General features: G+C 51.0%; 18 protein-coding genes. 9 read left to right on the forward strand and 9 right to left on the reverse strand.

The genetic code is table 11. The annotated features are described in order from the left end of the window. Positions 1-36 precede the first annotated feature (36 nt). Positions 37-942: an IS481 family transposase gene (locus ABD892_RS06780; RefSeq protein ID WP_345194676.1), complete on the reverse strand. Its 906-nt coding sequence runs from the start codon at positions 940-942 to the stop codon at positions 37-39. Between the two features lie 169 nt (positions 943-1,111). Continuing rightward, positions 1,112-1,513, reverse strand: a complete 402-nt coding sequence (locus ABD892_RS06785; RefSeq protein ID WP_345194716.1) for a hypothetical protein — start codon at positions 1,511-1,513, stop codon at positions 1,112-1,114. A gap of 384 nt (positions 1,514-1,897) precedes the next feature. Here ABD892_RS06785 and ABD892_RS06790 point away from each other — a divergent pair, with 384 nt between their 5' ends. Together ABD892_RS06790 and ABD892_RS06795 are read left to right on the forward strand one after the other, a co-directional pair. After that, positions 1,898-2,233, forward strand: a complete 336-nt coding sequence (locus tag ABD892_RS06790; RefSeq protein WP_345194677.1) for a PBPRA1643 family SWIM/SEC-C metal-binding motif protein — start codon at positions 1,898-1,900, stop codon at positions 2,231-2,233. 202 nt (positions 2,234-2,435) lie between these two features. Further along, on the forward strand, positions 2,436-3,356 hold the full coding sequence (locus tag ABD892_RS06795) for a bile acid:sodium symporter family protein (RefSeq protein WP_345194679.1): 921 nt from the start codon (positions 2,436-2,438) through the stop codon (positions 3,354-3,356). Positions 3,357-3,584: 228 nt separating this feature from the next. On the opposite strand, the gene ABD892_RS06800 is transcribed toward ABD892_RS06795, so the two are convergent. From ABD892_RS06800 to ABD892_RS06810, 3 genes are read right to left on the reverse strand one after another with little or no spacing between them, the layout of a single operon-like run. Beyond that, the gene (locus tag ABD892_RS06800; RefSeq protein WP_425559190.1) at positions 3,585-4,328 is read right to left on the reverse strand and encodes an amino acid ABC transporter ATP-binding protein; all 744 of its coding nucleotides are present in this window, start codon (positions 4,326-4,328) and stop codon (positions 3,585-3,587) included. Next, on the reverse strand, positions 4,312-5,337 hold the full coding sequence (locus tag ABD892_RS06805) for an amino acid ABC transporter permease (RefSeq protein WP_345194680.1): 1,026 nt from the start codon (positions 5,335-5,337) through the stop codon (positions 4,312-4,314). Before ABD892_RS06805 ends, ABD892_RS06800 begins: the two co-directional genes overlap by 17 nt. Before the next feature lie 48 nt (positions 5,338-5,385). After that, positions 5,386-6,195, reverse strand: a complete 810-nt coding sequence (locus ABD892_RS06810) for a transporter substrate-binding domain-containing protein (RefSeq protein WP_345194681.1) — start codon at positions 6,193-6,195, stop codon at positions 5,386-5,388. Between the two features lie 635 nt (positions 6,196-6,830). On the opposite strand from ABD892_RS06810, the gene ABD892_RS06815 reads away from it, so the two are divergent. The 3 genes from ABD892_RS06815 to ABD892_RS06825 all read left to right on the forward strand — a co-directional run bounded on the left by ABD892_RS06815 (position 6,831) and on the right by ABD892_RS06825 (position 11,854). Then, a complete protein-coding gene (locus ABD892_RS06815; RefSeq protein ID WP_345194682.1) occupies positions 6,831-8,090 on the forward strand; it encodes a cation:proton antiporter in 1,260 nt (419 codons plus the stop codon). Between the two features lie 781 nt (positions 8,091-8,871). Next, positions 8,872-10,389: an oligopeptide:H+ symporter gene (locus tag ABD892_RS06820; RefSeq protein WP_345194683.1), complete on the forward strand. Its 1,518-nt coding sequence runs from the start codon at positions 8,872-8,874 to the stop codon at positions 10,387-10,389. Between the two features lie 76 nt (positions 10,390-10,465). Further along, positions 10,466-11,854: an aminopeptidase gene (locus tag ABD892_RS06825; RefSeq protein ID WP_345194684.1), complete on the forward strand. Its 1,389-nt coding sequence runs from the start codon at positions 10,466-10,468 to the stop codon at positions 11,852-11,854. 67 nt (positions 11,855-11,921) lie between these two features. On the opposite strand, the gene ABD892_RS06830 is transcribed toward ABD892_RS06825, so the two are convergent. From ABD892_RS06830 to ABD892_RS06840, 3 genes are all read right to left on the reverse strand, one after another. Beyond that, the gene (locus tag ABD892_RS06830; protein ID WP_345194685.1) at positions 11,922-12,521 is read right to left on the reverse strand and encodes a YiiX/YebB-like N1pC/P60 family cysteine hydrolase; all 600 of its coding nucleotides are present in this window, start codon (positions 12,519-12,521) and stop codon (positions 11,922-11,924) included. Between the two features lie 69 nt (positions 12,522-12,590). Beyond that, entirely contained in the window at positions 12,591-13,418 is an 828-nt protein-coding gene (locus ABD892_RS06835; protein ID WP_345194687.1) for a hypothetical protein, read from the reverse strand. Positions 13,419-13,509: 91 nt separating this feature from the next. Continuing rightward, positions 13,510-14,778: an alanine racemase gene (locus ABD892_RS06840; RefSeq protein ID WP_345194688.1), complete on the reverse strand. Its 1,269-nt coding sequence runs from the start codon at positions 14,776-14,778 to the stop codon at positions 13,510-13,512. 187 nt (positions 14,779-14,965) lie between these two features. Between ABD892_RS06840 and ABD892_RS06845 the strand changes: the two genes are divergently transcribed. From ABD892_RS06845 to ABD892_RS06855, 3 genes are all read left to right on the forward strand, one after another. Beyond that, positions 14,966-16,219 carry a valine--pyruvate transaminase gene (locus tag ABD892_RS06845; RefSeq protein WP_345194689.1) on the forward strand — a complete coding sequence of 418 codons (1,254 nt, stop codon included), beginning with the start codon at positions 14,966-14,968 and terminating at the stop codon, positions 16,217-16,219. Between the two features lie 201 nt (positions 16,220-16,420). Continuing rightward, positions 16,421-17,809 carry an amino acid permease gene (locus ABD892_RS06850; RefSeq protein ID WP_345194691.1) on the forward strand — a complete coding sequence of 463 codons (1,389 nt, stop codon included), beginning with the start codon at positions 16,421-16,423 and terminating at the stop codon, positions 17,807-17,809. Positions 17,810-17,950: 141 nt separating this feature from the next. Next, entirely contained in the window at positions 17,951-18,499 is a 549-nt protein-coding gene (locus ABD892_RS06855) for a PepSY domain-containing protein (protein ID WP_345194692.1), read from the forward strand. A 66-nt stretch (positions 18,500-18,565) separates the two neighbouring features. On the opposite strand, the gene ABD892_RS06860 is transcribed toward ABD892_RS06855, so the two are convergent. Continuing rightward, the gene (locus ABD892_RS06860) at positions 18,566-20,050 is read right to left on the reverse strand and encodes a YfcC family protein (protein ID WP_345194693.1); all 1,485 of its coding nucleotides are present in this window, start codon (positions 20,048-20,050) and stop codon (positions 18,566-18,568) included. Positions 20,051-20,778: 728 nt separating this feature from the next. On the opposite strand from ABD892_RS06860, the gene arcA reads away from it, so the two are divergent. Further along, positions 20,779-22,002, forward strand: a complete 1,224-nt coding sequence (gene arcA / locus ABD892_RS06865; protein ID WP_345194694.1) for an arginine deiminase — start codon at positions 20,779-20,781, stop codon at positions 22,000-22,002. The last annotated feature ends 164 nt before the right edge of the window (positions 22,003-22,166 follow it).

Raw genomic sequence — 22,166 nt, forward strand, 5'->3', positions numbered from 1 at the left:
ATGTGTGAGGTTCCCGACTTCGGCTGACAGTCAAAACTAATGTGTCATTTTGTCTCGTAGAATCTCATAGGGCGTTTTTCCTTTCAAGGCACCATGTAGTCTTTGAAAGTTGTAAAACGCCTCCCATTCTTCGAGCTTGGCTTCCAGATCAACATCATCTTTATAAGTAATGAGTTGATAGAATTCTCGTTGGTCAGTCAGGTGTGAGCGTTCAACTTTTCCGTTGAGATTGGGGCTGGCCGGTTTTATATACACATGTTGCATACCAAGATCTTCGACATGCCAATGAAACTTAGCCTGAAATTCGCTGCCATTGTCTGTACGAATCATTTTTATCCGGAAAGGAAACTTCTCAACGACATAGTTAATGAAATCAATAGCATTGGCCTGATTATGTTTCTTATAGGCCTTCAGAGCTCGTATTCTGGTTGCATCGTCTATTGCCGTATATTGGTATCTGCGGACTTTTTTACCCAGTGCATCTCTGAAGTTTAGAAACTTTACATCTACCTGCACATGGTGGCCTGGAACCTGCTTTTCATACCGCTTAATACTCTTTACATGTCGCTTTCTAAGGTTCTGGGGAAGCCTGTTCAAACCATGCCGACGCAATACGCTGTATACACCGGAAATTGAAACAATCAGGCCATGGTAACGCTCAAGGTACCAACTGATCTTGGCTTGACCGAAGTGATAGTTCTTACGCAGGTACAGTATTTTTTCTTCAATCACGGCAGCAACACGAACAGCAGGGTTTTCAGGGCAGGGTTTGCTGTTTATCAGGCCGGACTCACCTGACTGCCTATAAGCGCGTTGCCAGCGGTAGAAGGTATCACGAGAAATACCCCAATACCGACAGGTCTTGCTGACGTTACCTGTTTCACGTGCATGGGATAGGACTTTGAGTTTACGCCGAACGTCCTGCTCATCTTTTCTATTCATTCTTATACCCTGGCTGGCACATCGTGGACTATACAGAAATGTGTCAGCCAAGGTCTAAAGTTTCACAATTTATGCTCTGTTGATAGGTCAATTCTGTTACACCCTACTACGCCGAGTATCAAAAATTATGGGAGGTAGTACCTCCCATAATGTCATTTCTTTATGGTGCTTACATCATCGGCATGCCTGGTTCAGCACTATCCTGGAGTTCAGGGAACCACAGAGCTGCATCGTCAGGATCAGCAGCCAGTGCCATGCCTGCGCTCATACCAAGCTTCATTGTGCGTGGCTTCAGGTTGGCCACCATAACCGTGTGTTTTCCAACCAGAGCTTTCGGGCTACAGGCCGCCTTGATACCTGCAAAGACGTTGCGAGTTTTACCACCGATATCAAAGGTGAACTGCATCAGCTTGTCTGCGGTATCTTCGATAGCCTTTGTCTGCGGGCGCTTTTCACACGTGTCATCTACGGCTTGAAGTAGAGAATCGTTACAGTGATCAGGAACGGTTATGGATGATTCATTCTGTTGTGTTATTCGAGATGATAGTTTTTTCGGTGATTTGAAACAAATGCTAGTATCACTCTCTGAGTACTTCGGTTGATTCTAGGCGTGAAGGTAATTTGGAGATTTATACTGATAACTAAGGTTGTTGATGTAAATACAGTCTAACTTTAGAAAGAGTTTGAAACTGAGCGGATCACTGTAAAACGGATGAGTCAGCATGAGCATAAATCAATTATTATGTGATATCAGTCATTGATGTTTGACGTCCAAAATGAACTTAATATTTTGAATGTAATAATAAGCAAGTAGCGGAGAGGTTATGTCGTGCAGCGGGTTTGAAATTTTTCAACGGCGTAGATACCCTTATTTATCCGCCATCATTATCGCAGATGCTTCCTGTAAAATTCTGTATAATGCACCATAATTCACTTGCAAAGTACCCTGAAAATTATGTCTAAGTTTTTTTACAAAGGTAGCCGCGTCAATATGCAGGACAACCGCGGCACGGGATACACCTCCAAGAAAGTGGTTCGTGTAGGCACAGAGACCAGTCCGGCAAAAGTCTCAGTTCAGACTGAAGAGCGTGAGGAAGAGTTACTGGCACTCGCCAAAACTCACAATATCGTGGTTGATATCGTTGTATCTGATGAAGAGCCAGAGGATACCTCTCAGCTGGACGCCCTGCTGAACACGGCAAAAACGCAGGTAAACGAAAAGCTCCCCTCGCGTAACGATCCTTGCTTGTGCGACAGTGGGAAAAAATATAAGAAATGCTGCGGCGCCTGAGACAGACTGTCCGTATCGCAATTGCTGTAGAAGTTCAAAGCTGAACTTCTACCCTTAAATCCCGCTTAACCTTGGGAATGTGAGCAAGCTGGCCGTACTTTTGGCAACAGAGTACAGTTTTTGCACAAAACNTGCATTCGTTTTCAACATGTTAGGGCATCAACCACCCAACCCATTTCCTACACCAACAGGATAATTAGCCATGTTTAGCCGGTATTACAGCGCATGTTTTATGATTGTCGCTTTGTCCGCCTGTATTTGGCCACAGCCTTGGCTAATCATTCAGCCGTTCTTTTTCTGGCTACTCGCCATCATCATGGTGTTGATGGGGTTGACGCTAAGCTGGAGTGACTTCCTAAACATCCTGAAACAACCGGGTAGCGTTTGCCTGGGTGTTGTACTCCAGTTTCTGGTGATGCCTCTACTCGCCTGGTTAATCAGTCTGGCACTGGGCTATCCGACTGAGTGGCTGATAGGCATGTTGCTGGTTGGCGTTGCTCCCGGAGGAATTGCATCGAATGCTTTGACTTACCTTGCCGGGGGAAATGTGGCGCTTTCGATCAGTATGACACTGGTTTCCACATTGCTATCCCTGTTTATGACACCTTTGCTGACTGGTTGCTATCTTTCGACAGTCATTCACGTAGACAAAACTGGAATGTTGCTCAGTATTGCCCAGATAGTCATTTTGCCAGTGGTGGTAGGGCTACTGGCCGTCCATATGCTGGGTGAACCGAGAATCCGTAAGGTTCGCTGCTGGCTGCCGGGCCTGTCACTGGGGTTGATCATGATTGCCGTATCCACACTGGTTGCCCTGAATGCAGACAACCTCAACCGTTTGTCCTGGACTTTATTGTTGGGTGTATTGATTCATAATGCCTTTGGCCTATTGTCAGGTTATCTGCTAGCCAGATGCCTTGGCCAACCAACCGCAAATGCCCGGGCTATCGGGATTGAGGTAGGAACGCAAAATACCGGTCTTGCCATGGCACTGGCGCTGAAGCACTTTACCCCTTTAGCAACCCTGCCCGGCGCCATTTTTTCTGTCAGTCAGAATATTTTTGGCGTGACGCTCGCCAGATACTGGCGGCGTAATGACCAGCAATCTGATGAACCGCTATAGTGTCCATCTCTTTTGGGAAACCCTGTACCTGGTTATTAACGAATACAGTGCGCAGATAGAGAGGAGATAGGCTTCGCTTTATCTGCATGCTCTGTTGATGTTGTTTGTAACCATTGTGATGTTATTGAAGCTGTAGTAAGAACGGAACAAGATCATCGTGATATGGTGTATACCTCAAATAAAAGAGGGCATACACACTGTTTTACCAACGCCCTCTTCCATCCTGACTTAAATAACCTGTTGTAGAAAAGTCTGCAATCGCTCTGCCTGTGGATTATCAAAAAAGTCATCCGGCTTGCTATCCTCAAGCAGCTCACCAGACTCCATAAACATGACTCTATCCGCGACTTCCCGGGCAAAGCCCATCTCATGGGTAACGACAACCATCGTCATACCTGACTTTGCCAGATCTTTCATAACATCCAGCACTTCTCCGACCATTTCCGGGTCCAGGGCACTGGTCGGTTCGTCGAAGAGCATGATTTTCGGCTGCATGGCCAACGCCCGGGCAATAGCTACGCGCTGCTGCTGGCCACCTGACAATTGTGGTGGATAACTGTCAGCCTTTTCACTCAATCCAACCTTCAGTAACAGTGCCTTGGCACGTTCTTCCGCCTCAGCCCGGCTGATCTTTCTGACTTTTTGTGGCGCCAGGCAAATATTGTCGAGCACCGTCAGATGCGGGAAGAGATTAAACGACTGGAACACCATTCCCACCTCTTCCCGCAACGCGTTGACATCGCCCGGGGTGGTCAAGGAAATATTGTCGACAACGATTTCACCGTCGTTGATGGTTTCCAGCTGATTCAGCGTACGCAGGAACGTCGATTTTCCTGAACCGCTGGGTCCCACCACCACTACCACCTCGCCCTCCGCAATATCCGCTGACATCTTTTTCAGGGCATGCACCCCGTTGGGGTAGATCTTATCAACACCGGTTGCACGAATAATGTAATCAGTCACTGACGGCATACCTCACTTCCAGTTTACGCACCAGCAGGCTTAACACGCCGGTAAGAATCAGGTAGCAGAGTGCCACACTGAACCACACTTCAAACGGACTGAAGGTTGAACTGACCACTTCCCGCCCCGCTTTGGTCAGGTCAGTGATGGATATCACGGAAACCAGTGAAGAATCCTTGATCAGGTTAATAAACTGGCCGGCCAGTGGTGGCAAAACACGCTTAAAGGCCTGAGGTAAAATGACGTAACGCATGGATTGATGCCATCCCATTCCCAGGCTACGGGCAGCCTCCATTTGCCCCCTGGAAATCGACTCTATGCCAGCCCGAACGATTTCAGCAATATAAGCGCCAGTAAATACAGAAAGTGCGATCACACCAGCGGTAAAACGTTCCATATCCAGCACTGAACCAAGGAAGAAGTAGACCAGGAAAATCTGCACCAGCAAAGGCGTTCCCCTGACCAGTTCAATATACAGAATGGCCAGTTTTTTCAACGCCGGGTTGTTGGATATACGGAATAAGCCAGCAACCGTGCCAATAATAATTGCCAGCACAATAGATACCAGCGACAACTGCAATGTCATCACCATGCCGTCTACCAGCGGCCCGGCTTCCCAGTAGGTGGTGGCCGCGAAGCTGTCACCTTCAAACACCAGTTCCCCGTCGTCAGCAAAGAGCAACTGGGGTTGCATGACCCTCTGGACGGTATCCGGATCATTGTCAGACACCAGTTGCACAACGCCACTTTCACCCAGCGAAATGACGCCGTCGAATTCGGCGATATAGTCTTCCTGAGCCTGATAAAAGAGGTATTGCGGAATGCGCTCCCAGCGCCAGATGTAATCGATGGATTGACTCGACTTATAGATACCCAGGCCCGTCAGAAACACGATTCCCACAAACACCAGGTTCCAGAGAAGCTGGTTGGGTTGTTTTTCCATCTGTTTCGGCCGGCCCGTCACGGGTTTACTTCCAAACACCGGGTTGAAACTCTCCTGGTTGTAGTAAACAGTCATTTCACTACCCGCTCTGAATAAGAACGGGTATCGATGAGCCATCAGGACTTATTTGAGCTTGTCCTGCCAGTCAGAGTTTGCGAACCAACGGTTGTAGATCTTGTCGTAAGTGCCGTCACCACGGGCCTGGCGGAGGAAGTTGTTCAGCCAGTTGGCGAAGTCAGGATCACCCTTGCGGATCGCCCAACCCAGGGGTTCATAGGTGAAAGGCTCATCAAGGTGCACCAGATTGTCACCATTTTGAGCGGAATAGATGGCGTTATAGGGCAGGTCGTAAACGAAGGCATCCGCACGGCCATTGGCCACTTCCAGTGCGCCATCCGCCTCAGTCTCGAACAGACGCAGTTCGGCCTTGGGCATGTATTTCTTGATAGCGTAGTCACCGGTCGTACCCAGCTTGGAGATGACCTTGTACTTGGGATCATTCAGATCCTTGTAGCTCTTGATCTCGCCTTCCAGACCCTTGCGCAGGAGGATGGTCTGACCAACGACGATGTAAGGATCTACAAAGTTCACCTGCAGGTTACGCTCGGCCGTTACCGTCATACCGGACATGATGATATCGAACTTGTCCGTCATCAGCGCAGGAATGATGCCATCCCAGGCAGTATTGACGATTTCCAGCTCAACCCCCATGGCCTTGGCCATTTGCTTGGCGAAATCAACATCAAAGCCGATGTACTTGCCGTCTTTACTCGTCATTTCAAACGGCATGTAACCGGAGTCCAATCCTACCCGCAGTTTCCCTTCTTTCATGATGCGGTTCAGCGCCGACTGCTCCCACAGGCTGTTGCTGGACGCCCAGGCATTGCCCATCATGGCGACCAGCATGGTCAGCATTAACGCGATTTTTCTCATTGTCTCACTCCGTCATTTTTGTTCTTTAATACCGAGACCTGTGCCCTGCCTGCGCTCCCCCACGCAGACAACAACTGACAGTCATGTGTCACCCGGTCAGGCCAACATTGTACTGATACATACGTATAAATACAGACCGATTACGCAGCAATATTCAGGCCTAATGCTCAAAATTCACTGACATCTCGAGAACAAACCTGGATGAACCAGCACATCATGTGGAATTACCACACATAATCACCGGAAATTCCTGACAAGCCGCAAAAAAACAACAAGATATCCGGAATGGCACGATAAGGCTTCACTATCAACGAAATCGATTCGTCGTATAAGAAATATGATTGTTTGTCATGACCAATTTAGACGTTTAAAGCTTTAATTTTCTGCCCGCCGTGATTACAGTGTGTTAAAAGGTTTTTCCCGTCTATAGCGGTTCTGGCTCCACTCATTTCTGTGCATGGGCTTGAAGGCTGGCGATACTCGCTGCCACCTGTCCGCCCTGTTGGTACGTCTACAAAAACCCTGCTCAGCTTCACGCTGTTACTCCTATGCTGTTGACACTTGCCGATTAAACAACTGAGCCCAGGGCTCAGTGTCACATTGCATACGTGCGTCTTTACACAACGAGGTTAGCCATGCATCAAGCCGACCTGGCACTGCCAGTGTTAATTTTCACCGGTCTTTTCATGTTGACCACAGGCTCTGCCATCTGGCTCAAGTTCCTGCGGGTGCCTTATACCATCGGTCTGGTGGTGATTGGGATGGCCCTGGGGCTGCTGGCCAAATATTCGGACTTTCTCGCCCCCGTGCTTCAGGTTCAGCTGACCCATGACCTGATCATGTACGTCATGCTCCCCGTACTGATCTACGATGCCGCAATCAACATCAAGCTGCCCATGTTGATCAAGGAGCTGGTACCGGTGCTGATGCTGGCCATCGTAGGGGTTGTCTTATCCACCCTGGTGGTTGCGGGCCTGATCGGTAATTTCACCCCCATGACGATGGCGGGGGCGCTTCTGTTTGGCGCCCTGATTTCCGCCACAGACCCCGTCGCTGTCATTGCCCTGTTCAAGGAAGTGGGCGCTCCCGAGCGTATGGCCCTGCTGATGGATGCAGAAAGCCTGTTCAATGATGCCACGGCCATTGTCATGTTCGGGATTGTCATGGCCGTATTGCAGACCGGACAGGGTTTTGGGCTGGATACTGTTTTCATGGCGCTCTGGGATTTTTGCCGGGTCTTCTTTGGTGGTATTGCCGTTGGTGCCATCCTGGGCATCGCCATGCTGTTCCTGCTGCGCCTCGGCCACGCCATTCCCTATGTGCAGATCTCCCTGACCACCATACTGGCCTATTCCAGCTTTATCATTGCTGACCATGTGTTTGGGATGTCCGGCGTGATGTCCACCATTGCTGCGGGTATCGTTACCCGCACCGGGTCCAAAAAAGTACTCTCCGAGCCGGTACAGCAGTATCTTGGCCCTTATTGGGAATTCATGGCCTTTGTTGCTAACAGTTTTATTTTCCTGTTGCTGGGCATGCAGGAAGATTTCCTGTTCAAGGATATGGATCATCTCTACAAAAATGTCCCCTTCCTGGTGCTGACCATTGCCGTAGTCTTGTTTGCCCGCTTTCTGGTCGTTTATCTGTTACTGCCGATCAGTAACCGGTTACCCAAAAGCGCCCCGGTGGACAACAAGACCAAGGCCATTATGTTCTGGGGAGGATTACGCGGTGTTGTGCCCGTTGCCCTGATGCTCTCCATCCCTGTCGATATGCCGGAACGGGGGGCGATCATTCACATGACTCTGGCGGTGATTTTGTTCTCACTCCTGATCCAGGGAACAACGATTGGGCGCCTGATGGATTTCCTCAAGCTCAAACATCTCTCCCGGTGATATCACACACGTTACGTCGAAGCGTGAACAGTGAACCGGAGATAGTCTCGATAGTTGCCTGCCCATCAGACGATGGGCAGGTATTGGGACTCAATAAAAGATTATTGATGATCAAACGCTGATATTACCCTGCATCAGAGTCCTCCATGGTCTTACACAACATTTACTTTTTTATTGTCAGATAGCCTATTGGGAAAAATATTTCTTACATACAACCCCCGACCGATAAAATAATTATTCAACCATCCATTAACAGGATTTATTTTCTCATTTCAAACACAGCAATAAAAAACAAAAAACAGTTTAATGACTACAACTCACAACAATCAAAGAAACACTGAAAACACTTTTTATTAAGCAGAATCCAATTTCAAACATATTTCCCGCACATTCAGAAAAACCAGAAAAAAATCAGCCACCCAATAAAAAAACAACACAATTATCCACATAAGCCAGTGAATAAACAGCACCGACACCAAAAGACCAGCCTTGTTATTCTTTGCTGCAGATCAAAACTCAGACCTCTGAGCCATCGCAAAATACGCCCGCATTTGATTCAGGACAGAAAACCACTGACCTTCATGTTTGCCTGAAGGGGAACAACCATCAGTTAATCCTGCTGATTAATAAAAAGCAGCACACACTGATTTCAGCCAATTCTGCCTGAGAAACAATCGTTCCGTTGTTTAACAACAGCCCTGTTTATTGAAGCTATTCATTGACTGACTCACCATTAAACCATGGAACGATCGGCTATTGGGATAAGAAAGAGGGAAGCCCTATGCCCACATCCATAAAGACCACGTCACAAAAACACCCCGCAACATTTTATATTCTTCTTTTTTGGCAATTCTGGTGGGCATTTTCATTTTATGGCTTATGGTCGTTACTACCGGTTTATCTGAATAAATACCTGCAACTCAGTGAAGCGACATCCTTCGCTATCTTTGGCGGTTATACCGCCCTTGGTGCCGGCCTGCTCTTTATTGGTGGCTGGATTGCCGACAATTACCTCGGCGCCAAACGCAACCTGGTCATCGGTACGGCGTTCCAGAGTATCGGCTATTTCCTGGTGGCGTTTTCTGCGGTCAACAAAACGACTCTGCCTTTGTTCCTGGGACTGGGATTTGTCGTGATTGGCCGCGCCACGGCCAGCACCTGTCCGCCGGTGGTGCTCGCCAGCGCCTATGATGGCAAGGACGATCCGCGACTGGATGGCGCCTTCACCTACCTGTACATGGTGAATAATGTTGGCTCATTCACCACCATGCTGGTGATTCCGCCCATCGCCAGCAGCATTTCCATGACGCTGGCATTTGCACTATGCGGCGCTGGCATGGCGATCAACGTCATCGGGCTGATCCTGATGCGCGGACCCATGAGAAAAGCCGGCTCTGCACCAGACCTTAAACCGGCTGGAGCCCGCAAACTGGGTACCTTTACCGGTGGTGCCCTGCTGGCCGTCGGCGTCGCCACCTACCTGCTGACCAACCTGCCGCTGGCGCAGACGCTGATGGCTGTTTCCGCCATTGCCATCTGTGTACTGATTGTCCGGCATATGCGCCAGGAGTCCCCGGCAGACCGTAAACGGATGATTGTCGGCATGATTCTCATGCTGCAGGCGCTGGTGTTTTTTGTCCTTTACAACCAGATGCCCACCTCCCTGAACTTCTTTGCCATTAACAATGTGCAGCCCTACGTCTTTGGGTTCGAGATTGACCCGGTTCAGTACCAGTCCCTGAATCCGTTCTGGATCATCCTGATCAGCCCGCTATTGGCCAAAATCTACAGTTATCTCGGCGAACGCAACAAAGACCTGTCCATGCCGGGCAAGTACGCACTGGGTATGTTTATCTGCGCTATCGCCTTTGGTTCTGCCGGGATTTCCAAATACTTTGCCGACGAGAATGGCATGGTGTCCGCCTTCTGGATCTTCACACCGAATTTCTTCTTTGCCATTGGTGAACTGCTCATCAGCGCCCTGGGGATGTCAGTAGTGGCCAAGCTGTTCCCGGTTCACATGCGCGCTTTCACCTTTGGCGCCTGGAATATGACCCTGGCGCTTGCATCCATTGCCGGCGCCTGGGTGGCAGGGTTCTCGTCATCGGAAGGCAGCAATATCACCCCCATGGACAGCCTGCAGCTCTATGGTGACTACTTCATTATTCTGGGGGTTGTCACCGCCGTTATTGCCCTGCTGATTGCCTTCATGGTGCCAAAGCTGAATCGCTTCATGGAACACCGGGATGAAGAGCCAAGGAAAAATGACAATTCGCATGGCGAGCCTGTACCGGCCTGATTAAGCCTCCATCAATCGTAACGTTTTCATAGATAACCGTGCCGGATTCACCCAATATCCGGCCCAGGGGAGAAGCATGTTTTATCAACGCACCAGCGGCTGGGAAACCACCAGCACCGAACGAAAAGCGGATATTTTTGAGTTCTGCGAAGGTTACAAACACTATCTGGATATCGCCAAAACTGAGCGCGAATGTGTCGCGGAAGGGATTCGTCTGGCCACAGCCCAAGGCTTTGTCCCCGCCGAGAGCAAAGACACCTTCATGCCTGGTGACAAAGTGTGGTTCAACAACCGCGACAAGAACCTGGTGCTGGCGGTGATCGGCCAACGGGATATCACCGAAGGCACCAATCTGGTGGTGTCTCACCTGGATTCCCCACGGCTGGACCTGAAGCAGCATCCATTGTACGAAGATACCGGCCTGGCCCTGATGAAAACCCACTATTACGGTGGCGTGAAAAAATACCAGTGGGCTTCACGCCCACTGGCACTGCATGGCGTAATTGTTCTGAAAGATGGCCGTAAAGTGACCCTGACCATCGGGGAAAACCCCGAGGATCCCGTCTTTACCATCCCCGATCTTCTCCCGCACCTGGATCAACATGTACAACGAGAGCGCAAAGCGTCAGAGGTGCTCAAGGGCGAAGAGATGAATATCCTGGTGGGTTCTATCCCCACCCCCATTGAAGACGAAAGCATCAAGGATCAGGTCAAGCACACCGTCCTGAAAAAACTCAATGACGACTACGGCCTGATAGAAGATGACTTCATCTCAGCCGAACTTCAGCTGGTTCCGGCAGAAAAAGCACGCGATGTCGGGTTGGATCGTGGCTTGGTAGGGGCTTATGGCCACGATGACCGTATCTGTGCCTACACCTCCATGCAGGCCATGCTGGACATGGAAACGATTCCGGAGCGGACAGCCATTTGCTTCCTGGTCGACAAAGAGGAAATCGGCTCTACCGGAGGAACCGGTCTGCAATCCCGCTACCTGGACTATTTCATGGAAGAGATTGTCGGCAAATGCCGGAATGGGGACTTCTGCAGCCGGGCTACCCGCCAATGCCTGTGGCACTCACGCGCACTCTCTTCGGATGTAAATGCGGGTATCAACCCACTGTTCAAGTCTGTCCACGATGAACAGAACGCCGCGAGACTGGGCCATGGCCTGGTCCTGACCAAGTACGCAGGCTCCCGCGGCAAGGTCGCCACGAACGATGCCGATGCAGAGTTTGTGGCAGAACTCCGCGCCCTGTTCGATGGGGCGGACATCAAATGGCAGACGGGTATGCTGGGTAAAGTCGATGAAGGCGGTGGCGGTACCGTGGCCATGTTCCTGGCCCATTATGGCATTCGTACCATTGATGCCGGTGCGGCCCTGCTATCCATGCACGCGCCGATGGAAATTGCCTCAAAATTTGATATTCACGAAATCTACCGAGCGTATCAGGCCTTTTATGGCTGATCGTTTCATCGGTTACTAGATGCCAAGTCTGACAACGACTCCCTGGGGTCATCCTGGGGAATCGCTGTCAGGCAAAGTGCCCAAAACTGAACAAAGGCATCAAACATTCCGCGCGCGATAAATGGGCAGGATGAGAGCCGGGTTTCCCCTGAGGGACTGTCTTTCCCATGCCCTGATAGTATTGAACCCAGAAGTCCAGCACTTCGCCTGTTTTCGAATCAAGGAAATTCATCGGCGTTTCCTCAAACAGGAAAGCCCCCCCATTGGCATGAAAAAAGGCATCGACAATCAACTCGCTGCAGTAATAGGAATCTTTTCGCTGGCCATAATCCCGGTTATACGGCATACCCAACCACTCCGCCGCTTTTCGGATCGCCCGGGGAATGCAGAACTGCCATTCAGGTTTCAGGCGACATGCCAACACCCTGGGATTACCTGCTGCATCCGTCACAGAGCCCGCCAGGAAATCCTGTACAGCTATGCAATGTACACGAGGGCTTACCGCTTCAATCACATGATGCGAATCCACATAAAGCCCCACATGATCAATTAAATAACCATCAATACCTGTACAGACTTGTCGAATCGCCTCGCAGCCACAGGCGATACCCGGCCGTTGCTGGAACAACAGGTCACCAGGCTTTAACAAGGTAATCTGTGCGGTCATAAGGGTCGGTAATAAACTGCACTCTCTATAAGATGGCGCAGAGTATAGGCAACATTGAATAAACGGGTATCAAGGCTGATGATTTAGCCGCCAGGGAAATGACGTCTCTAACTGACAGTGATATAGATGATTCCCCATCATGGAAAGCGATGTTGACAGCCCCGGATTGTTTGGCAGTTTCACCCGAAAATAGTGCCGCTGAAGACACTGCCCCAGGCGCCAGAAAGGAATCGCATCATCCAGCTTTCGCTGTAACCGCTGAACAGCGGCCAGGTCTCGCGAAGTGGATAACTGCGTTTCAAGCTGCTCGAGATAATTCCCCATACAGGCTGGATCCACCTGCTGACGTTGCGCCTGCCAGCGATCAAGTTCTGCGGTAATCTGGTCAAAGACTTCCAGTGTCACCTGATGACCAGCAAATAAGCCGGCAGCATGAAGGTCGCTGAGCAAACAGGCTGTCGGGTTATCTGAATCGGTGGTTAAGGTCTTGCTGAAGAAATCCCGGGCAAAACTGGTGGGTAATGCATGCAAGGTCTTGAGTGCCGAGCGGCATAAATACAAGGGTTGTTCCCGGAGATAGGATACCGCCTGTTGAACATCAGCGTCAGATAACCGCTTAAGCACACCGCGTTTAACAACAGACAATCCGCCACCGCGATGGCATCGAACCAGTCCCGCCGCAATCAGGGCAAAATCGGCACGAACACCGGCACAGTCAGGATGCGCACCGGCAGGTTCCAGCCAAAGCTCCGCTAACCCTTTCTGCAAACTGCCGATGATTTGAAGTGACAGGCGCTTTCCAGCAAGCTGTGCAATAGGCTGACAGCGCCTGATACGCCTGGCAAGTGACAATGGTTCTGGAACGTATTCGGTATTTTTTTGAGTGGCGTAATCCATGTTGCATGGCCCAGACAATAGCGATGTATCGCTGTTATCGGCCAAAAACACCACGACAGAAGCCTCAGGCACCTCACCAACGCAGCCATCCTCACTCTTTGAAGACAGACCAGAAACCAATCACTTCTTCACCACGCACAACCCGAATACCACCAAACTGCAGCATCACCCGCTCACTCTGGGTGGGGCGCAGGAACACCGTATCATCAACATCCAAACCCGTGCCATTCGAAGCCGTCAGCATTTCCTGATTAGTGCTTCGCCCATAAATACCGTTATTACGTAAACCCTGAGGCGCGCAGGGTTTGGCTTTCCACCAGCCCCCATAGACAAAAAACGCTTTCTGCCAGTTCACATTCAGTTTGGCCAGCCAGGGCGCAAAACGCTCTAAGAAAGGAATCACCAGGCCATCCAGTTTTTTGAGTACCGGTGTGGCGATAAACAGGCCCGGCTGATGGTCAGTCAGTGTGGGCAGGTCAAAATCCGTTGGCTTCACGAACGATGAGCCAATGGTAAAGTCATTCAGGCAGCCTTGATCACCTTCCGGATAGAGCTGATAGGTCATACTCCCTGCGCCATTCAAACAGAGATCATCCCGATACGAATCCGGCCACGTCTCACGCACATGATTCACAAATCGCTGGTAGATCGCCATCGCCTCGGAACGGGCCTGCTGGCGCGCTTCACCCTGCTTCCAAGGTAAGGCCGGTGCCTTGGCCAGGTGGGCGTCGTATCCCATGAAACCGGAAAAAATGAGATGTTCTGGAGCGTCATTGATCAGCGCCATAATTTGATCAAGCGCTTCCAACGTTTGAATCCCACCACGGTGCAGGCCCACATCGATTTCGACATTCACCCGGAACTGCAGCCCCTGCTCCCTGGCGAGCGCCAGGTACTGGTGCAAACGTGACGGGGTATCAATCAGCCACTGGATTTCAACAATCCGTGCTTTTTCCTCATCGGAAAGATTACGCAGGAACGTCTTGACCGCAGTGACAGGAAAGGGTTTCCCCACCAGGAAATCACTGCCAGGGAAACTGCGAAACTGCTGCAGAAGAAACGGCAGGTGAAACGACATCAGTCGGTTACTGCCCAGTTTTTCCAGCAAATAACGAATCAATTCCGGAGATGGCAGAGACTTGGCCGCTATCCGTACCTGGGATGGGTCTCCAAGGTGTGCTTTGACCCTCTCAAGGTTCTGATCCACACGGTTAAGGTCAACGATCAGTACCGGACACCCCGGCATCTGCTGACGCACCAGCTGGTTCAATGCCGAAAAATAATGATCGTAGGGTTTAGCCTGACTTCTGGGCCAGACAATTACCACGAGTACCACAACAGCAACAAACAACCAGAGCATCCTGAGTCCTGCCTGCAATCAAACTGTAATTATTTTAATGATGCACGATCGTACCATATAGCTTTTTACGGCGCACCTTCACAACACACGATGGATTCACTTCTGCCCTTTAAAAGCCCGTACTCAAAAGCAGGATCAGGTTGTAATATAGTCAGCCATCGCATTCACCGGCAGAGATGAGGTAGGTATGAAGCTTTCCGCCTTTGGCGAACAATTCACGGGACATTCAGGCATCCTCTCGCTGATGGATGACCTGGGCAACGCGCTGGCCGGTAACGACGATATTATTATGATGGGCGGTGGCAACCCCGCTCACCTGCCGGAGGTAGAAGCGGTATTCCGTCAACGCCTGAGCCGTATCCTCGACAACCAGAAAGAGTTCACACGCCTGATTGGCACTTACGATCCGCCCTCAGGGGAAAAGGATTTTCTGCGAGAACTGGCCGCCATGCTGAAACGTCGTTTTGGCTGGAACCTGACGGAACGTAACATCTGTCTGACCCATGGCAGCCAGTCAGCCTTTTTCATGCTATTCAACATGTTTGCCGGCAAAGACAGTCAGGGTGTCCATCGCCGCATCCAGCTTCCACTGGCGCCGGAGTATATCGGCTACAGTGACAGTGGCATTGTCAAAGATATCTTCACTGCAGAAAAACCGGAATTTGAGTTTATAGATGACAATACGTTCAAGTACCGCGTCAATTTTGATGCGCTTGACCTGTCAGGTAATATTGCGGCGCTGTGCGTATCCCGCCCTACCAACCCTACCGGTAATGTACTGACTGACGGTGAGATTGAGCATCTGGATGCCATGGCCAGGCAGCATGACATCCCCCTTATCATCGACGGCGCCTACGGCCTGCCCTTCCCCAATCTGATTTTTACCGAGGCGACCCCTTACTGGGATGATCACATTATCCTCTGCCTCAGCCTGTCCAAGCTGGGACTGCCTGCGACCCGCACCGGTATTGTCATCGCGAATGAGTCCGTCATCAGCGCCATCAGCAACATGAACGCCATCATCAACCTGGCCCCCAACAGCAGTGGCGCGTTACTGGCTCTTGATATGGTTCGTGACGACAGCATCATGACACTGAGCAACCAGCACATCCGCCCCTGGTACCGTGAACGGATGGAGATGGCGACCGGTTACCTCAAGGAAGTGATGGGGGACCTGCCCTGGTACATGCATAAACCGGAAGGCGCCATGTTCCTGTGGTTGTGGTTCAAGGACTTGCCCATCAGCAGTCTTGAACTTTACGAACGCCTCAAGAAGCGCGGTGTACTGGTCGTTTCCGGGCATTACTTCTTCCCCGGCATTGAGAGTGATTGGCAGCACAGCCATGAATGCCTGCGCATTACCTACACCCGTGATGCAGAAACCGTCAGAAAAGGGCTGGCCATTATTGCGGACGAAGTACGGAGCCTATACAACCGCTAACCACGATACAGACAGGTCCAACCCCAACACAGACGGCGAACAGGGTTGGACCTGTTTTTTACCCATCAAACTAGGCAAACAAAAAAGCCAAAAATCGTGTAAATAGGCATGCACCGCATATTCCAAGGGTATATTACGAATATATACCTAAATAACATATTCATATTATGATCGGCACTTTTTCCAAAAAGACGCTGATCGATGACAATAGAGACTACAGTAGACGGCTCAGCAGGCCTGCCCGGGAACGGCAAAAAAAGCAAACTGGGTGTATGGATGTGTGCCGCCCTCGTCGTCGGAAACATGATTGGTTCAGGGATCTTTCTACTCCCCGCCTCCCTGGGCGCCTATGGCCCCATCAGCATTGGCGGCTGGCTATTTACTGGCGCCGGCGCCCTGCTCCTCGCACTGACATTTGCCCGGCTTAGCCAAATGATCCCCTCTGCCGGCGGCCCTTATGCCTACTGCCGTGCCGGACTGGGTAAATTCATGGGCTTTCTGATCGCCTGGGGATACTGGATCGGTCTCTGGTCAGGCAATGCGGCTATCGTGGTCGCCATGCTCGGCTACTTAGGCATCTTCATTCCGGAAATCAACCAAAACCCCATGCTGGGCGCGGGCATTGCCGTAGGCACCATCTGGTTCATGGCCTGGATTAACTGTCGCGGCGTCAAATCTGTCGGCGTGTTCCAGCTGGTCACCACCATTCTTAAAACCGTGCCGCTTGTGGCTATTGCCATCTTTGGGATTTTCCAGATCAATCCCGAACACTTCACCACCATCAACACCAGTGAACTCAGCAACTTCAACGCACTGACCAGTTCCGCGGCACTCTGCCTGTGGGCATTTCTGGGACTTGAATCAGCCACTGTTCCTTCAGAGAACGTGCATAACCCGGAAAAAACCATCCCCCGCGCAACGGTTCTGGGCACACTGTTCGCGGCTGTCCTTTATATCATTGCCACCACTTCCCTGATGGGATTGATTTCACCTGCTGATTTAGCACAGTCAACAGCACCCTTTGCCGATGCCGCAGCCATCCTGTGGGGACCTGCCGGCACCGTCGTCATTGGCGTCGCCGCTATCATCTCCTGCCTGGGCGCCCTGAACGGCTGGACACTGATGACTGCGCAGATCCCAATGGCTGCCGCCCGTGACGGCCTGTTCCCGGAAAGCTTTGGCAAGATATCCAAGCGTGGCACACCGGCCCTGGGCATCATCATCTCATCGGTCCTGGTCACTCTGCTGGTTCTGACCAACTACAGCCGCGGCTTGGTGGGCGCCTTCAACTTCATCATCAGCCTGGCCGTCATGACGACATTACTGCCTTACACCATGTCCACCATGGCACGACTGGTCCTGCAGATTCGCGAACGGGAAAAGCTGGGTACTGTTATCCCCAAGCGCGACATTATCATCTCCTCACTGGCCTTCCTCTACTCCCTCTGGGCACTGGGCGGCAGTGGCATGGAAACCGTGTACTGGGGCTTCCTCCTCTTAATTGGCGGCATCCCTGCCTATATTTGGATTTTATGGAAAAAATCCCCTCATACCACAGAATCCGACACCTGCATCACGACAGCAGGATAAAACACCCAAGGCGCCGCAAGTAGCTGCGCCTTTTTTCTGCCTGAGCAAGCAATCATACGACAACAATCAACCATTAGACCCAATGGAAAAACCGGAGATTCCCTTCTACGTTATTCACAGTAGTCTCCCAAGGAGAATCTCATGAAAGCGTTCAAGATTTCCGTCGCTATCGCCTGCGGCAGCTTAATCACCTGCGCCACCCTACCCGCCTTTGCCAGCCAGACCAGCGGCAGCACTGTCCAGCAGACCCAACCCGACATACCGGTTTTACCGCTGGAGAAACTGCTGATTAAGGCAAAAGACAAGCATCCAGGCATGCGGATCATTAACACGTATTCGGAAACCACACAGAAAGGCAAGCCGGTCGAAAAAATCTATTACCTGATGCCCGACAACACCGGTGCGTGGATCATGACGCTGGATCAAACCAACGGCAAAATTCTGGATGACCACCCCTACAAGTTCCCGGAAAAAGCCGACGTCATACCGTTGGAAAAAATCCTGCAGGATGTAAAGGAAAAGTACCACGTCAAGAAAATTGTCCGTACGCGGCTTGAACAGGAAGATGGCCGAAAACTTCGCGTGATCTATTACATCGACAAACTCAAACAGCAACGCACCATGGTCGTTGATGAAAAAACCGGCGCTGTACTATCTGATCGCGCCAGAAAACTCACCCCAACAGGTTAATTCATCAATTCAAGAGCACAAAAAATGCGAGCCATTGGCTCGCATTTTTTACACCCGAATCACTGACTATACAGCACCAATACTCAAGCCTACCATCAAACCAATCGTCAGAATCAACAACAGTGGCCAGACATATTTAATCCATTTCTCATACGGCACACGCCCCATGGCCAGCGCACCCATCACCACGCCAGACGTCGGGGTCATCAGGTTAACCATGCCACTGGCCGACTGATACGCCGTTACCACCAGATCACGCCCCACATCCGAGAAATCAGCCAACGGCGCCATAATCGGCATGGTCAACACCGCCAGACCGGAACTGGAAGGTACAAAAAACGAGAGCAGGATCTGGATCCAGTACATGACATTGATGAAGACAATGGACGACAAACCACTAACCGCCTGCTCTGACCAGTACAGCACCGTGTCCGTGATCATCCCGCCATTCATCACAACCACAATACCCCGGGCAATACCGATGATCAGGGCAACACCAAGCAAATCCCGGGCACCATCAACGAACGTATCAGTAAACTCGGCCTCACCAAGACGCCCGACAAAAGCCACTACAATGGACATCACCATGAACAGGGCTGACATCCTGGCCATCCACCAGCCTTCAGCCGCTACACCCCAGATCATGATGCCAAACGCTACCAGGAACAGCAGCAGAATGATTTTTCGCCGCCCGGTCAATTCCGGCACATCAGCCGCATCGGTAGAAGTCAGAAAATGCTCGCGATTGGCTTCATACATATCAGCCACAAAAGAGGCTTTTGGATCCCGCTTCACCTTCTCGGCATAGCGCATCACAAACACAATGCAGATCAGCAAGCCAACGATATAGAAAACCAATCGCAAAAATATGCCATCCGTAAAGGACACACCGGCCGCGTCTGAGGCAATGACCGTCGCAAAGGGATTGACCGTTGACCCCAGCGTGCCAATACCTGCCCCCAATAAAATCACCGCAACCGCCGTCAGGGCATCATAACCGGCAGCAATCATCACAGGTATTAACAAGGGATAAAACGCCAGACTCTCTTCCGCCATCCCATAAATCGTTCCACCGAGCGAAAAGAACGCCATCAACAAGGGAATCATCCATTTTTCCTTGCCCTGCAGCGCCTCCATCGCCTTGGCGATACCGGCATCAATCGCGCCTGTTTTTGTTACCACCATCAGGAAACCACCGATGATCAGAACAAACAGGGCCACATCAATACCATTGGCCTCATAGGAATCCGGATTATAAAAACCGGCAATGGGCGCCAGCACCACATCTTCAAAGCCCTGGGGATTGGGCTCCACATGATGGTAAGTACCCGCGATCGGCACCTCTTTACCGATGGCTTCATCCATGCGGGTGTCGTATTTACCCGCTGGTACAATCCAGGTCAGTATTGCGACAAAAATGATAATCAGAAAAAGAATGGTATACGCCGAAGGAAACTTGAACTGCTTCATGACTGAAAAGACCTTTTGCAGAGCCTGTTCATGGAACCGGGCGGCGGGAACCGGACCTGCCAGACCGGCCGGCGCTGACACGGCTGTCAGCCAGCACCATGGAAACGTCAGTCATAGTGACAGCCACCTAAGCCATCGGTCACCAGTCATCAACGGATAACGCTGTCGCAGGAAAAACAGAGAAAGGCACATTTCAGAACCCTACCGTTGAACACTTCGACGCTCCGGTAACCGGTCAACAACGACTCAGGGACTCATGCAGACTGATTTGACGTGTTCACTATATAGTCGATAGACATCCTTTTTGCATAAACGACACTGACACAAAAATGCCCCCATAAATACTTTCAATAACAGCCATAATCTGTGCCCAATCAAAAACGACAGCGCTCAACCATGATTTTTATCAAGATTTTTACCGATTTAACCACGAATTAATCCCTGTTTTCTGCCACCAATCCCAAACTTTTTTTTAATAGTAAAACAAACGTATTAGTTAGAGGCTAAAAACCGGAAAATGGGTATTAATACGTAATGTCAAAGGATTACTGCAGGTCTAGTCTAGGCACCGCATTAGGGGGCATCCCCTAACGAGATTTAAGAATTTTCTAATGCTATGTCGATATATCCAGTACTTTGGTAAGCACAAATCGACATACATTATGCATACCGGATTTCTATCGCCTTTATAACAGTCACCCGACTGCCTCAGCCCAACGGACTGACCCAGCCAGACTGAAAAGGCGACTTTAGCTTTTGCACAGTCATGTGCACTTATTCATGTACATCAGACATTCAGGAGAAAGATGATGTCACGCTTCTACGTTGGTTCTGAGGTTGGTCAACTTAAAAAGGTATTGCTGCACCGTCCAGAGCTGTCTCTGCGCCGTCTGACACCTTCCAACTGCGAAGGCCTGCTGTTCGACGACGTTCTGCGTGTTGAGCAGGCTGGCAAGGAACACGACGCGTTCCAGCAGGTTCTGCGTGACAACGGAGTAGAAGTATTCCTGCTGCGCGACATGATGGCAGAAACCCTGGCCAACCCTGAAGCCAAATCCTGGGTTCTGGACCGTCAGGTCAACCCCCTGCGTTACGGCCACGCACTGGCTAAGGACGTTCGCAGCTTCTTCGAAGAAATGAGCGACAAGGATCTGGCTTCCCACCTGATCGGCGGTCTGACCGTTGCTGAACTGAACTCTTCCTGCGGCAGCCCCACACTGGGCGTGATGAACCAGACTGACTTCATTCTGGATCCGATCCCGAACCACCTGTTCACCCGCGACACCTCCTGCTGGGTATACGGCGGCGTTTCCGTTAACCCGATGGCCAAGCCGGCCCGTAAGCGTGAAACCGTTCACCTGCGCTCCATCTACAAGTTCCACCCGATGTTCAAAGATGCCGACTTCCACACCTACTTCGGTGACGAAGACCGCAACTACGAACTGTCCACCATTGAAGGCGGCGACGTACTGGTTATCGGTAAGGGCGCGGTACTGATCGGCATGTCCGAGCGTACGACTCCTCAGGGTGTTGAGCATTTGGCTCGCGGCCTGTTCAAGACTGGTCAGGCCACCAAGGTTATCGCCCTGGAACTGCCCAAGCTGCGCAGCTGCATGCACCTGGATACCGTCTTCACTCAGATGGACATCGACTGCTTCACCTACTACCCAGACATCATGCGTGACGACATCGCCTGCTGGGAACTGACCCCTGGCGACAACGAAGAAATCGTCTTCACTTCCGTTAAGGATGGCTTCGTCAAGGCAATTGCCCGTGCTCTGGACCTGTCTGAGCTGCGCATGATCCCGACTGGCGGCGACATCTTCGAAGCAGAGCGTGAGCAGTGGAACGACGCCAACAACGTTCTGACCGTACGTCCAGGCACCGTTGTCACTTACGAGCGCAACATCTACACCATCAAGAACATGGAAGAAGCCGGCATTAACGTGCTGACCATTCCCGGTGAAGATCTGGGCCGTGGCCGTGGCGGTGCTCGCTGCATGAGCTGCCCAATGGAGCGTGAAGGTATCTAATACCTTCCCCTGCAAGACCCAGGCACGCTGACCGGCCTGAAAGGGTAAACGATACTGACCAGGGTGTCAGTGATAATACCCAACCGGCCAGGGTACCATGAGTGAAACAACAATCTGCCGCACGTGCGGCAGATTGTCCTTAAACATAAAATTTTTTAGGGATT

Origin of the sequence: Kistimonas scapharcae (assembly GCF_039540975.1) — a bacterium.
GTDB classification, from domain to species: domain Bacteria; phylum Pseudomonadota; class Gammaproteobacteria; order Pseudomonadales; family Endozoicomonadaceae; genus Kistimonas; species Kistimonas scapharcae.